Annotated in this window: 11 protein-coding genes; 5 read left to right on the top strand and 6 right to left on the bottom strand. The window is 40.2% G+C overall.

Translation table 11 applies throughout. The features are described from left to right. Positions 1-6: 6 nt before the first annotated feature. On the bottom strand, positions 7-777 hold the full coding sequence (locus tag ACFI34_RS11450) for a Rossmann-fold NAD(P)-binding domain-containing protein (protein ID WP_462673581.1): 771 nt from the start codon (positions 775-777) through the stop codon (positions 7-9). 406 nt (positions 778-1,183) lie between these two features. Between ACFI34_RS11450 and secA the strand changes: the two genes are divergently transcribed. From secA to ACFI34_RS11435, 3 genes are read left to right on the top strand one after another with little or no spacing between them, the layout of a single operon-like run. Beyond that, complete coding sequence (gene secA, locus ACFI34_RS11445; RefSeq protein ID WP_462673580.1) at positions 1,184-3,892, top strand: preprotein translocase subunit SecA; 2,709 nt, start codon at positions 1,184-1,186, stop codon at positions 3,890-3,892. 60 nt (positions 3,893-3,952) lie between these two features. Continuing rightward, positions 3,953-4,351, top strand: a complete 399-nt coding sequence (mutT, locus tag ACFI34_RS11440; RefSeq protein ID WP_058550573.1) for an 8-oxo-dGTP diphosphatase MutT — start codon at positions 3,953-3,955, stop codon at positions 4,349-4,351. Between the two features lie 14 nt (positions 4,352-4,365). Beyond that, positions 4,366-5,436 (top strand): phosphotransferase enzyme family protein, encoded by a 1,071-nt coding sequence (locus tag ACFI34_RS11435; RefSeq protein ID WP_462673579.1) that lies wholly within the window; start codon positions 4,366-4,368, stop codon positions 5,434-5,436. A 256-nt stretch (positions 5,437-5,692) separates the two neighbouring features. Here ACFI34_RS11435 and ACFI34_RS11430 read toward each other — a convergent pair whose 3' ends face one another. The 3 genes from ACFI34_RS11430 to pmbA all read right to left on the bottom strand — a co-directional run bounded on the left by ACFI34_RS11430 (position 5,693) and on the right by pmbA (position 9,931). After that, positions 5,693-7,768, bottom strand: a complete 2,076-nt coding sequence (locus ACFI34_RS11430; protein ID WP_462673578.1) for a M13 family metallopeptidase — start codon at positions 7,766-7,768, stop codon at positions 5,693-5,695. Between the two features lie 242 nt (positions 7,769-8,010). Then, a complete protein-coding gene (locus ACFI34_RS11425; RefSeq protein WP_006793071.1) occupies positions 8,011-8,490 on the bottom strand; it encodes a DUF721 domain-containing protein in 480 nt (159 codons plus the stop codon). A gap of 91 nt (positions 8,491-8,581) precedes the next feature. After that, positions 8,582-9,931, bottom strand: a complete 1,350-nt coding sequence (gene pmbA, locus ACFI34_RS11420) for a metalloprotease PmbA (RefSeq protein ID WP_462673577.1) — start codon at positions 9,929-9,931, stop codon at positions 8,582-8,584. Between the two features lie 144 nt (positions 9,932-10,075). Here pmbA and yjgA point away from each other — a divergent pair, with 144 nt between their 5' ends. Then, positions 10,076-10,609 carry a ribosome biogenesis factor YjgA gene (gene yjgA, locus ACFI34_RS11415; protein ID WP_006793069.1) on the top strand — a complete coding sequence of 178 codons (534 nt, stop codon included), beginning with the start codon at positions 10,076-10,078 and terminating at the stop codon, positions 10,607-10,609. Between the two features lie 114 nt (positions 10,610-10,723). Further along, on the top strand, positions 10,724-12,097 hold the full coding sequence (hemN, locus tag ACFI34_RS11410) for an oxygen-independent coproporphyrinogen III oxidase (protein WP_462673576.1): 1,374 nt from the start codon (positions 10,724-10,726) through the stop codon (positions 12,095-12,097). Positions 12,098-12,169: 72 nt separating this feature from the next. Here hemN and ACFI34_RS11405 read toward each other — a convergent pair whose 3' ends face one another. Both ACFI34_RS11405 and yihI read right to left on the bottom strand, forming a co-directional pair. Next, positions 12,170-12,685, bottom strand: a complete 516-nt coding sequence (locus ACFI34_RS11405; protein WP_462673575.1) for a DUF2489 domain-containing protein — start codon at positions 12,683-12,685, stop codon at positions 12,170-12,172. 13 nt (positions 12,686-12,698) lie between these two features. Beyond that, positions 12,699-13,292, bottom strand: a complete 594-nt coding sequence (yihI, locus tag ACFI34_RS11400; RefSeq protein ID WP_462673574.1) for a Der GTPase-activating protein YihI — start codon at positions 13,290-13,292, stop codon at positions 12,699-12,701. Between the last annotated feature and the right edge of the window lie 136 nt (positions 13,293-13,428).

Genomic DNA, 13,428 nt, shown 5'->3' with positions numbered 1-13,428 from the left:
TATGCCCTAAATACCGTACTGGTAAGTAAAGTCTAACGCCTCGATAGCTGAGCCAATAACCTTGCGCTCAGCTTTTTCATCGCTCGTAAATTTTGGCATTTCGCCACCATGCTGCTTACACTTTAATGCATAGTAATCGGCTTTTGTTGGGTGCTCGGGGTTAACGATATTGTAAATATTTTGTCCTACTTGCCAATGCGCTATTACCGCAAAAATAGCATTTATTACATCTTGCTGATGCACCATGTTAACCACTTGCTGACTTGAAGTATTAAGCTCTTTACCCGCAACAAACTTACCCGGCTCTCTGTTTGGGCCAAGTAATCCTGCTAAACGCAGTACCTTACCGTTTTGCTCAAGGACTTGCTCTTCGGCCTGATACAACTTTGTTTGCCTTGGATTGGCGCAAGCAATATCGCTACTTTCACTGTATACACCGGGTTCTTGGTCGTAAACCCCTGTGGATGAACATAATAAAAACCCTTTTGCATTTAACTTTTTAGACAACGCCAAGGCTGCAGTAAGTGTTTCTGGGTAATTACTCTCGCTATGACGACTTCGTGGTGGAATGGCACACACCCAATACGCCCCCTCTAAATCAACCTGATGTATTAGCTGATTACCTGCTAATTTAAACTGGCGTTCAAAATCAAATTCTCGTGTATTTGACCGACGAGTACCCTGCACCTTCCAACCTGCCTGTTGTGCATTCACACAAAGAGCATGACCTAACCAGCCAGCGCCCAATACCACTAATTTATTTACTTTATTTTGCATGTTTACACACACCTTTATGTTAAACGCATCGTTACTCAATGTTATTATCTGAGCATAAATAGCCAAAGTTCACAAATGTAACGCCCCCCTTGTTTTTAATTTTTTAAGCACCATATATTCACAGTTCATTACTATTTTTATAGTAATGAGTTAATACCACGGCTTTTTTAGAATGCAGATCAAATTTTTCTATTTTATATACAGATCTTTTTGCTGAGATAGTTTGTTGTTTGGCAGAGTCTGGTATAGTAGCGCACGTAATAAACAGTGCTTTTTGAATGGTTTAATACAAAATTGCTAATTAATATGTACTAAGTGTTACTTAAAAGCACATATTAATTACCAATTGTTAAAAATGGGTTAGCCGATACGCGGCTAACAACGAATTGATTGTAACGGTTTTATCATGATATCTAATTTATTTACCAAGATTTTTGGTAGTCGCAACGACCGCACTATTAAAAACTTTAGAAAGACGGTCGCGCTAATCAATGCGCTAGAAACGCAGTTAGAAGCCCTTTCTGATGAAGATTTACGCGCTAAAACAGCAGAATTCAGAGAACGTTACGATAACGGACAAAGCCTTGACGATATTCTACCTGAAGCATTTGCAGTAGTTCGTGAAGCATCTAAACGCGTTAATGGCATGCGCCACTTTGACGTACAGTTACTAGGCGGCATGGTTTTACACGAAGGCCGTATTGCAGAAATGCGTACCGGTGAAGGTAAAACACTTACGGCAACCTTACCTGCTTACTTAAACGGCTTAACAGGTAAAGGGGTTCACGTTATTACCGTGAATGACTATCTTGCAAAGCGCGATGCTGAAACTAACCGTCCGTTATTTGAATTTTTAGGCCTAACGGTTGGCTGCAATGTGCCTGGCATGATGCCACAACAAAAAAAGCAAGCGTATGCTGCTGACATCACCTACGGTACAAACAACGAGTTTGGTTTTGATTACCTTCGCGACAACATGGCATTTAGTATTGATGAGCGCGTTCAGCGTCCATTATTTTACGCTGTAGTCGATGAGGTGGATTCAATCCTAATTGATGAAGCGCGTACACCGCTTATCATCTCAGGTCCAGCCGAGGACAGCTCACAGCTATACACTGAAATAAATACCATCGTTCCTTTACTTGAACTCCAAGAAAAAGAAGACGAGGAAGGTGTTGAAGGCGACGGCGATTACACAATCGATGAAAAGTCTAAGCAAGTTCATTTAACTGAGCGCGGCCAAGTTAAAGTAGAAGATTTACTTAGCGAACGTGGTTTAATTGAAGAAGGCGATTCGCTTTATTCTGCCGCCAGCATCACGTTATTAAGCCATGTTTACGCAGCCCTTCGCGCGCACAAATTATATCAAAAAGATGTTGATTACGTTGTTAAAGAAAACGAAGTTATCATCATTGACGAGCATACTGGTCGCTCAATGGAAGGTCGTCGTTGGTCTGAAGGTTTACACCAAGCTGTGGAAGCTAAAGAAGGTGTTAAAATTCAAAACGAAAACCAAACATTGGCGTCTATTACGTTCCAAAACTACTTCCGTTTGTACGAAACATTAGCGGGTATGACAGGTACAGCCGACACAGAAGCATTTGAGTTTCAGTCAATTTATGGCCTAGATACCGTTGTTATGCCAACTAATAAGCCAATGATCCGTGATGATCGCGCTGATTTAGTTTACCTAACGCAAGAAGAAAAATACGAAGCTATTTTAGTTGATATTAAAGACTGTCAAGAACGCGGACAGCCTGTACTAGTAGGTACTATCTCAATTGAAAGCTCTGAGTACCTATCACAGTTTTTACGCAAAGAAAAAATTAAGCACAATGTACTTAATGCTAAATTCCACGCACAAGAAGCTGATATCGTCTCAGATGCAGGTTTACCTGGTACTGTTACCATTGCAACTAACATGGCCGGTCGTGGTACCGATATTGTGCTAGGTGGTAACTGGAATAGCGAAGTTGAAAAACTAGAAAACCCAACTAATGAACAAATTGCAGAAATTAAAGCCGCGTGGAAACTTCGCCACGATGCAGTTATTGATGCTGGCGGTTTGCACATTATTGGTACTGAGCGCCATGAATCGCGCCGTATAGATAACCAATTACGTGGGCGTTCTGGCCGTCAAGGTGATGCTGGTTCTAGCCGTTTTTACCTTTCGATGGACGATGCGCTTATGCGTATATTTGCCGGCGAGCGCATGACTAACATGATGCGTAAACTAGGTATGCAACGCGGTGAAGCAATTGAACACCCATGGGTTAACCGCGCAATTGAAAATGCACAGCGTAAAGTAGAAGCACGTAACTTTGATGTTCGTAAACAGCTACTTGAATACGATGACGTAGCAAACGATCAACGTCGTGTTGTTTACTCTCAGCGTAATGAATTACTTGAAGAAGGTGATATTTCAGAAACTATCACAGCAATTCGTGGTGACGTACTAAGCAATACAATAGATCAATACATTGCTCCACAAAGCCTTGCTGAAATGTGGGATGTACCAGGTCTTGAAGAGCGCTTAAAACAAGACTTCTTAATTGAGCTACCAATTACTCAATGGTTAGCAGACGACAATAAACTATACGAAGAAAAACTTCGTGAGCGTATTGAAGAAGCTGTTGATCAAGCTTACAAGCAAAAAGAGCAGCAAGTTGGTGATTCAGTTCTACGTCAATTCGAAAAAGCAATTATGCTGCAAAGTCTTGACCAACACTGGAAAGATCACCTTGCGGCGATGGATCACTTACGTCAAGGTATTCACTTACGTGGTTACGCACAAAAGAATCCTAAGCAAGAATACAAGCGCGAATCGTTTGAACTGTTCTCTGAAATGCTTGAAAACTTAAAAGTTGATGTAGTTAGCATTTTAAGTAAAGTACAAGTACGTGCAGAAGAAGATGTTGAAAAAGTAGAAGAGCAACACCGTAAGAGTGAAAATGCCCCTCGCGAGTACCAACATGAAGAAGCTGAGCACGTAGGCGGCGAAGCACCTCCAAGTGCTACGGTTATGGCAAGAACAGAGCCAAAAGTTGGCCGCAACGATCCGTGTCCTTGTGGTTCGGGTCAAAAATTCAAGCAATGTTGTGGTAAATTAAAATAACGACGCATTGTAAGTAATTAAAAAGCGGCGCTTGCGTCGCTTTTTTTATGGGATAAAAATATGACAACAAAAATAGTAAATGTAGCCGTTGGTGTAATTAAAAAAAATAATGCAATATTTATCTGTAAACGTGCAAACGAGCAGCATCAAGGTGGCTTATGGGAATTTCCTGGTGGTAAAGTTGAAGCAAGTGAAAGTGTATTTGCAGCGCTAAAACGTGAGTTAATTGAAGAAGTAGGTATTACTATTCATAGCTCTAGCCAACTCATGGTAATTGAACACGATTATGGCGACAAATGCGTGAGACTCGATATCCACGTTGTCAGTAACTTTAGCGGTCAAGCACATGGCGCTGAAGGGCAACCTAGTGAATGGGTAAATATTAGTGAGTTAACTAACTATGACTTCCCCGCAGCTAATGCTGAAATAATTGAAAAACTGCAATCTCGATACGCTTAATTAAGTGAGTTACAATGAATAACACTGTACAAAATACGTTAAGTAAACTGCTAAAACTCAACCCTGAAACAACTCAGTTGAGTACCATAAGTAGCGGCCATATCAATAGCACATGGCTACTAACACATTTTGATCAGCGATTCATTGTGCAAAAGCTTAACACCCATGTATTTAAACACCCTGCTCAACTTGTCAGTAACGCACAACTTATTGAGCAGCATCTGAATACCAAGCAGCAGCAAAATAACTATCCACTCGATATTGTTAAGCACATTAATACATGCAACAACGCGTATTTAACCATGCTTAATGAAGAGCCGTATCGTGTACTTAACTTTATTGAGCACAGTTACAGTGAAGATGTGGTTAAAAATCCAGCGCAAGCATATCAAGCCGCTTTAGCCTTTGGTACTTTTGCAAGCGCCTTACACGACTTTGATACAGCCACACTACATACTGTTATTGATGATTTTCATAATCTGGCAATGCGCTTTGAGCAGCTAAATACAGCAATGACGAATAGTAATAAAAGCAGACTTAACCGCTGTAAAAACGACATAGAATATTGCTTATCACAACAACACTTAGTGACTGAACTAAAAGCTATAACTCAGCATTTACCTATTCGAGTTTGCCACAACGACACTAAAATCAATAATATGCTGTACTGCAGTAAAACCCATAAAGCGAAAGCTGTTATTGATTTAGACACCTGCATGCCTGGTTTTTTACTGTATGATTTTGGCGATATGGTACGTACATTTTGCTCTGCAGAAGCAGAGGATTCGACAAGTCTTGATAAGGTTATTATTCGAAAAGAGATTTTTGAAGCGTTAGTTAAAGGTTACTTAGCGCCACTCAAATCAATAATGAGTAAAAAAGAGCAGGCCAGCTTATTGTTAGGCGCTAAAATAATGCCCCTGATGCTCAGTGTGCGATTTTTAACAGATTACTTAAATAACGATATATACTTTAAAACCGCATACCCCGAACACAACTTAGTACGCACTCAAAACCAACTCGCTTTATATAAAAACATTTTAGTTAACGAAGCATGGATGTACGAAACCCTAATGAAACAATAAAGTAAGCGTTAAAATCTTCGTATCAAAAAAGCCAGTAAGTTAAACTTACTGGCTTTTTTATTCACTGGTTTTTAGTTAACTAATACCAATCTGCTTAATTAAGTGATCTATTTTGAGGATAGATAAACGTGTTGATAGCTAGGCAAAAAATTCGTTATTTAGTTATTCTAAATGAGAATTTTTTAACGCAGATAACGACACTTTTAGCCCCTAAAAATAATCAAGTATTATTGCGGATTGGTATAAAATTATCTGATTACCAAATTTTTACGCGGTCTTCTGGTTTGATATACATTTTGTCGCCTTCTTTTACATCAAACGCTTCGTAAAACTCTGGCATATTAGACAAAATACCAATTACACGATAATGGCTTGGTGAATGCGAGTCGGTCATTAAACGGTTACGTAATTCTTCATCGCGGTAGTTACGACGCCAAATTTGCGACCACCCCATAAAGAAGCGTTGATCGCCTGTGTAACCATCAATAACTGGCGCTTTATTATCACCTAATGATAGCTGATATGCCTTATACGCGACTGTTAACCCACCTAGGTCACCAATATTTTCGCCAAGCGTAAGCTCACCATTTACATTTGCATCGTCAAACGGTTTGTACTTGTTAAATTGCTCAACTAACGCACCTGAACGCTCTTCAAACTGTTTAAGGTCGCTTTCAGTCCACCAGTTACGTAAATTACCATCGCCGTCGTACTTAGAGCCTTGGTCGTCAAAACCATGGCCTAGCTCGTGTCCAATTACCGCGCCAATAGCACCGTAGTTTACCGCATCATCCGCTTCTAAATTAAAGAATGGCGGTTGTAAAATAGCAGCAGGGAATACAATTTCATTGTTTACCGGATTGTAGTAGGCATTCACTGTTTGCGGTGTCATGTACCATTCTGAACGGTCAACAGGTTTGCCTAATTTGGCAATCATGTCTTTATACGCCCATTGGCTGTAACGAATGTAGTTACCTACCAGCTCGTCTGAATTAATTTCAAGCTCAGAGTAATCCTTCCACTTATCTGGGTAGCCAATTTTAGGAATAAATTTGTCTAGTTTTTCCTGTGCTGCAATTTTTGTTTCAGGTCCCATCCAATCAAGACCTTCAATTGCAACGCTGTAACCTTTAATTACGTTATCAACTAGCTCTTCCATACGTGCTTTAGCTTCTGGCGGGAAATTGTCTTTAACGTACACTTTACCTAAAATTTCACCTAACACACTGTTAGACGCATCTACGGCTTTTTTCCAAAGTGGTGCTTGCTCTTCTACACCACGTAAAGTGGTGCTGTAAAAGTTAAATTTAAGGTCAACCAAATCATCATTTAATAGTTGCGCATAGCCACTCACAAAATGAAACTTAAGGTAGTTTTTCCAGGTTGCTAAGTCAGTGTTTTGATAAATACTCCCCAGCGCTTCTAAATAGCTAGGTTGGCGTACAATAATATCAGCTGTGTTTACACCTGCATTTTTAAAGAATGCAGCTAAATCAAGCTCACCTGCTAATTTATTTGCCTCGGCTACAGTCATTTTGTTGTACGACTTAGTTGCATCACGGCTTTGTACACGGCTCCACTGCGCATCAGCAATGGTTTTTTCAAAAGCAAGTACGCTTGCTGCTGCTTGGGCGGCCTCTTTGACACCCGCTTTAGTCAACACATCAGTCATGTATTGCTCGTAAGAGGCGCGAATTTTAGTAAACTTCTCATCGTCTTTTAAGTAGTAATCGCGATCAGGTAAACCCAAGCCAGATTGAGATAAATACAAAGCATATTCGCTTGAATTTTTAGCATCGTTGTTAATAAACCAACCAAACGGTAAAGTGCCACCTTGCTGTTGAATAGACGCCATAAGGCCAACTAAGTCAGATTTAGACTCAATGCTATCAATACTATCTAGCGACGGCTGTAACGGGGTAATTCCAAGCTCATTACGGGCGTTTTTATTCATATAGCTTTTATAAAATGCGCCAATTTTATACTCGTCGCTGCCTTTTTCAGCCGACTTATTGGCTGCGGCGTTCTCAAGCGCCGTTTTCATCGCTTTTTGCGACTCATCATATAATTGCGAAAAAGAACCATAGTTAGACTTGTCACCTGGAATTTCGGTTGCTGCTAACCAAGTGCCATTTACATGATAGTAAAAGTCATCCTGCGGGCGAACTGAGCTGTCCATATTAGCCAATTCAATACCTAGCTCTAACGGTTTCTCTGCCGGTGCTGTTGCTGCTTGCGTGTCGGCTACTTGGGTTTCTTGTTGTTTTTCGCCACAGCCCACTAAGCCAAGCGCAAGTGCAATACTTGCTGCGGCCATTGTTACTTTATTCATAATTAATCCATTTGTTAGTCAATTTTATAAATTGCTCATACCAACTCCATTAAGCTCTTTAACAAGATAGCAATCAGCTTTTACTTAATGGAATGGGCATCAACTTACACTAATTATTGAGTGCAATAACGCTATATTAAACCTGATTTTGACAACATTGAAATAGATTATGTAACAAAGTATTTTGAATGAGATAAACGTTCTAAATTGCCCTACCAATAACTTAATAAAGCAGCCGGCAATTAACCCTTATTTTTACCGTGTAGGGCCAAACGTTGTAACTTCTCTTTTAATGAAGGTGGTGCTGAGTCGGCAATCGCATTTAAATAATCGGCTGTTTGTTCACTCATTTTACGTGAATTTGTGACGGCGGCTGATGCGGGTTTGTTGGCCGAACTTAATCGCTGAGTTGCCTGTGGATTAGCTGTAATTTTAATTTGCCCTAATTCGGCCATACCTGCCGCCCTAAAGTGCGAAAGCATATCCATTTTTAAATAATTAAGTCGAAGCGCTATCGGGGCCGATACCGCTTCAATCATTAAAGTGCCATCGCGATAATTACTTACGCGACACTTATCCCCTAATTTAGGGCCTAAAAAATCTTTTAGTAAAGTTTGCTGAGTATCAAGAGCTTGGCTTTTACCAGCGTAAGCCGACAGACGGTTGTTTAGGCCCGCCATAATATCGGTGAGTGGTTTTGGTGCGTATCTATCTTTAGCCATTAAATATCTCAACTCGTACTTATTTACACACTTAAATTTAGCACCATCAGAGTAAACTTAAGTGTGTCCATAATTAAGCATAACTTAGGTATTAAGCACCCGCTATTTGCATTTGCTCAATTAGAACAGAGCCAGTTTGAATGCCGCCTCTGCGCTCAATATCACCACCGATAGCAGAAATACCTTTAAACATATCTTTTAAATTACCGGCAATCGTAATTTCACTTACTGGATATTGAATCTCTCCGTTTTCAACCCAAAAACCACCAGCACCTCGAGAGTAATCACCTGTTACTGTGTTTACGCCTTGCCCCATAAGCTCGGTAACTAACAAGCCGGTACCCATTGTTTTTAACAATGCTTGTAAATCATTATGCGTTTGTTCTACTAACCAGTTGTGAATACCGCCGGCATGACCTGTCGGGGTCATATTCATTTTACGCGCGGCGTAACTTGCTAATAAATAAGTTTGTAACTCACCACCTTGAATTATTTCACGATCAACCGTTTTAACACCTTCGCTGTCAAACGGTGATGAAGCTAACCCTTTTAATATGTGTGGACGTTCAGCAATATTTACACAGTTACTAAATACCTGTGTGCCAAGGCTGTCGAGTAAAAAGCTCGACTTACGATAAAGTGCACCACCACCAATCGCTGACACTAAATGGCCAAATAATGAGTTTGCAATATCAGCCCTAAATACAACAGGGACTTTCATTGTTCCTAATTTTTGGCTGTTTAGTTTAGCCAATGTTTCTGATGCGGCTTCAAGCCCGACTGCTGCTGCATCTGTTAAACCTGCTTGATCGCGGGCAACCGTGTATGCTGAATCGCGTTGCATTTGTTCGCCATCTTTACCAATAACCATGGTACTGATACTGTGACGTGTGCGAGGAAAGCCAGCAATTAAACCATGGCTGTTCCCATAAACACGAAGCCCTTGATGCGATGAAAAACTCGCGCCATCAGAATTTACAATACGTTCATCAGCATTTAATGCCGCTTGCTCGGCAGTATGGCAAAGCTCAATACCTTGCTCTGGGCTTACATCCCAAGGGTGGTATAAATCGAGATCTTGTGGGTTAAACTCAAGTAGCTCTTTATCGGCGACCCCATTGAATGGATCGTCTGATGTGAACTTTGCAATATCAATGGCTTTTTCTACTACTGTGCGCAATGTTTTAGGATTTAAATCAGCCGTTGAGGCAGAGCCTTTATTATTGCCAACATAAACACTTATACCCAGGCCACCATCTTGGTTAAACTCAATGGTTTCTACTTCACCCATTCGTGTACTCACCGATAAACCCGACGTACTAGACATTGCAGCTTCAGCTGCTGTAGCACCTAATTTTTTAGCATGTTCGAGTACTTCGGCTACCGCATCTTTAACCTGCGATATTTGAGAATAAATTGGATCGTTTTGTTGGCTTTTCATAAATTAAGTCCTGAGCCTTAGAGGCATAATGCATGCATTTCTTATAGTTAAATGCTAACACACTCACTGCACCACATCAGCTAATATTAATCACTAAAAGAATGGCGTATAATGGCGCCAGTTATTTTTATTTAAGAGCACCCCATGGCGAAGAAAAAAGGCAAGCCTGCTGAAATTGAAGAAGAAATTGAATACGTATCAAGAACAGAGCTTAAGCGCGAAGCGCAAGAGTTTCATCAGTTAGGTTCTGAAATTGCCAAAATGGGTAAAAAACAGCGTGAGCGCCTACCATTAAACGACGATTTAAAAGAAGCGATGGTTGTTGCTGATAAAATTAGTAACAAGAGTGATGCATACCGTCGTCACTTAAATTACATTGCAAAAACGCTGCGCACAGTAGAAAACATTGAAGATATTAAAGCTATTATCGATGTAATGCTTAATAAAAATAACCAAGCTGAAGTATTGGTTAAAAAAATAGAGCAACTGCGCTCAGACCTAATAGAACAAGGTGATAGCCTTATAAACGAGACTATTGAGCAGTTCCCATCGCTTGATCGTCAAAAAATGCGTCAATTAGTACGTAATGCAGCAAAAGAAGTCAAAGCCGAAAAGCCAGGTAAAGGCTATAAAGAGCTTTTTCAGTATTTAAAAGATGCGCATACCGTCACGTATTAACGCGTAATGCGTTGTGATAAAAAGGTGCTTCGGCACCTTTTTTGTTATAGATCAACATATCTCCTTCGTTACTTTTTTATAATCACGGCTCTAGTTAAAACTTAGGTGTGCGTGATGATAAAACTTCCTCAATGGGACCAAGCTCTCATTAATAAATACAATGTGTCTGGTCCGCGGTATACATCCTACCCTACCGCATTGTCTTTGAATGAGGGATACGATAAACACGATTTAATCAAGGCTGTAGAATCATCTCAATCTCGTTCGCTTTCTCTATATGTTCATATTCCATTTTGCAGTCAGCTTTGCTACTACTGTGGTTGTAATAAAATAATTACTCGCCACCAATCTAAAGCCGATACATATATAGACTTTTTAGCAAAAGAAATTGCCGCACAAGCACCTTTGTTTAAGCACTATAGCGTTGAGCAACTGCATTTAGGTGGAGGCACTCCTACCTTTTTAACCACCCAACAAATGAAGCGCTTAATTACCCTGCTCGAACAGCACTTTAATTTTACCAGCACAACAGAGCGCGGTATTGAAGTTGACCCACGATCGCTTGCTGAAAATATGTTGGTTGATTTAAGAATGCTTGGTTTTAACCGAGTGTCGTTTGGGATCCAAGACTTTAATGACGACGTGCAACTTGCAGTTAATCGCCCTCAACATGCCGATACCGTTAAGCAGTTAATTACTCAGGCACGTGAACTGGGCTTCAAATCAATTAACGCCGATATGATTTACGGGCTTCCACTGCAAACCCCCGAAAGCTTTAAACAAACAATAGAGCAACTCATTGAGCTTAGCCCCGATCGTGTTTCGGTATTTAACTACGCTCACTTACCAGAGCGATTTGCCGCACAACGCAAAATAAAAGAGCACGACTTACCAAACGCTCACGACAAGTTAACCATGTTTAAAAATACCTTAGAGCAGATGACACAAGCAGGTTATCAGTTTATTGGTATGGATCATTTTGCGAAAGCAGACAACGAGCTGGCTATCGCACAAAATGAAGGCCAATTGCATCGAAACTTTCAAGGTTATACAACGCATGGTAATTGTGATTTATTAGGGCTGGGTGCATCATCTATTTCACAAATTGGCACCGCTATTTTACAAAATAAAAAAGAGCTAAAGCATTACTACCACAGCATTGAAACGCAAAGCGGCTGCGCACTTAGTAAAGGTATGCATTTAACCCATGATGATGTTATTCGAGCGGATGCTATTAAGCAGCTTATTTGTCAGTTTGAACTAAATATAGACGAGTTTGCTAAAAAGTATCATATTGAATTTGATACCTACTTTGCGGAGGCATTGGTTTCTCTTAAACCACTTATAGACGAGAACATGGTGATTATTGAAAACAATCACATCAGTGTCACACCACGGGGTAACTTATTCATTCGTATAATTTGTATGTGTTTTGATGCCCACTTACAAAATAAAATCAACGCAACGCGTTTTTCTCGAGTCATTTAGCCCCCTAATTAAATATTATTTGGGCACAAAAAAAGCATACCTAGGTATGCTTTTTAATGTTATGTACGAGATTTAGTTAAAAACTACGTTTTCACTACCTGGAGCAGCTTTGAACTCAGAGATAATCTTAACGCAATCGGCCTTAATCTCATCACTGTAGCTTTCTTCTGCGCGCCAACGCGCCGTGTCTTGCTTAAATATTTCTTTTTTAGAATATTTTTTGCGGGCATCGTGTGTCGGCATTTCTTTTACCACCTGGTACATCTTATAAATGCCAGGATACTGCATGGTTAAATCTCGTTCGTCTTCAAAACCGTATTGCGACATAAGCACCCACACGCGCAAACATCCCTCTGAAAACTCACACTGCTCTTCATTCATTGCACGTGCGATTAAATGAATACTGTCGGCAAGCTTAGCATTTCGCTTTAAACGAGACGCTGCAAGCTTTTGCTTCTGCTCTGCTTGTGTTTTAGCTATTAACTTTTTTTGCGCACTTAACTTATATAACAACTGACCCGCATAAAATGCCAAACCAGCTATAATGATAGCGCCTAAACATAAAGCCACGATAACTGCAGTACTCATTAAATACCCTTAATTACTTATCTTCGTCTTCATCATCGTCTAACCATTCACTGGCAAGATCATTTGATAAATACTGGTCGAAGTCTGAATTGCTCTCTTCGCCAAAATCATCTTCATCATCAAACTCATCTTCGTCTTCAAGACCCAATAACTTACATAGAACCTGATGACGAGCAATGCGACTATTAAAGTACTTAGCATCTTTTCCAGTCAGCATCTCACCGCCTTCATGACGCTCAACCAACTTAAGTAAACGTACATCATTTTCAAGCTCTTCAAGCTCTTGCTCTGGTGTAAGCTCTGGCTTAACTATTTTTTTAAGTTCAACCACTGGTTTTAAATTACGTTTCATTTCTACTTTTGGTTCAGCAGCAACAGGCACTAAAGACACCGGTTTTTTACTACCAATACGTTTATCTCTTGAACCTGAATGCGATGTTTGGCTTTGTTCTTCAAGCAAATCTGGCGCATTCCGCGAACCTGGCTTAGCACCTTTGGTTTTTTTAACACGCTGCTCTTTTAACGCACGCATTTCTTTAAGCTTATCTTGGCTTAAGCGAACAGGTCCATTTGATGGGATTTTACGTGACTTTTTCTTTCTACTCATATCTTGATCATCTCACTTAAGAGGTTTTGAGCGAGGCGCAAATTAATAGGCATCGCAATGCTGGCAAAGCCAGAAGAATTCAGTTTGCGCTTAAGAGGTTGGGCTACTCTTTAAAATTACGCACTAGCAAATTGCT

The organism is Pseudoalteromonas sp. PSi26, from assembly GCF_054960575.1.
The sequence above is the reverse complement of the archived record's forward strand: the minus strand, read 5'-3'. Positions and strand labels throughout refer to the sequence as shown.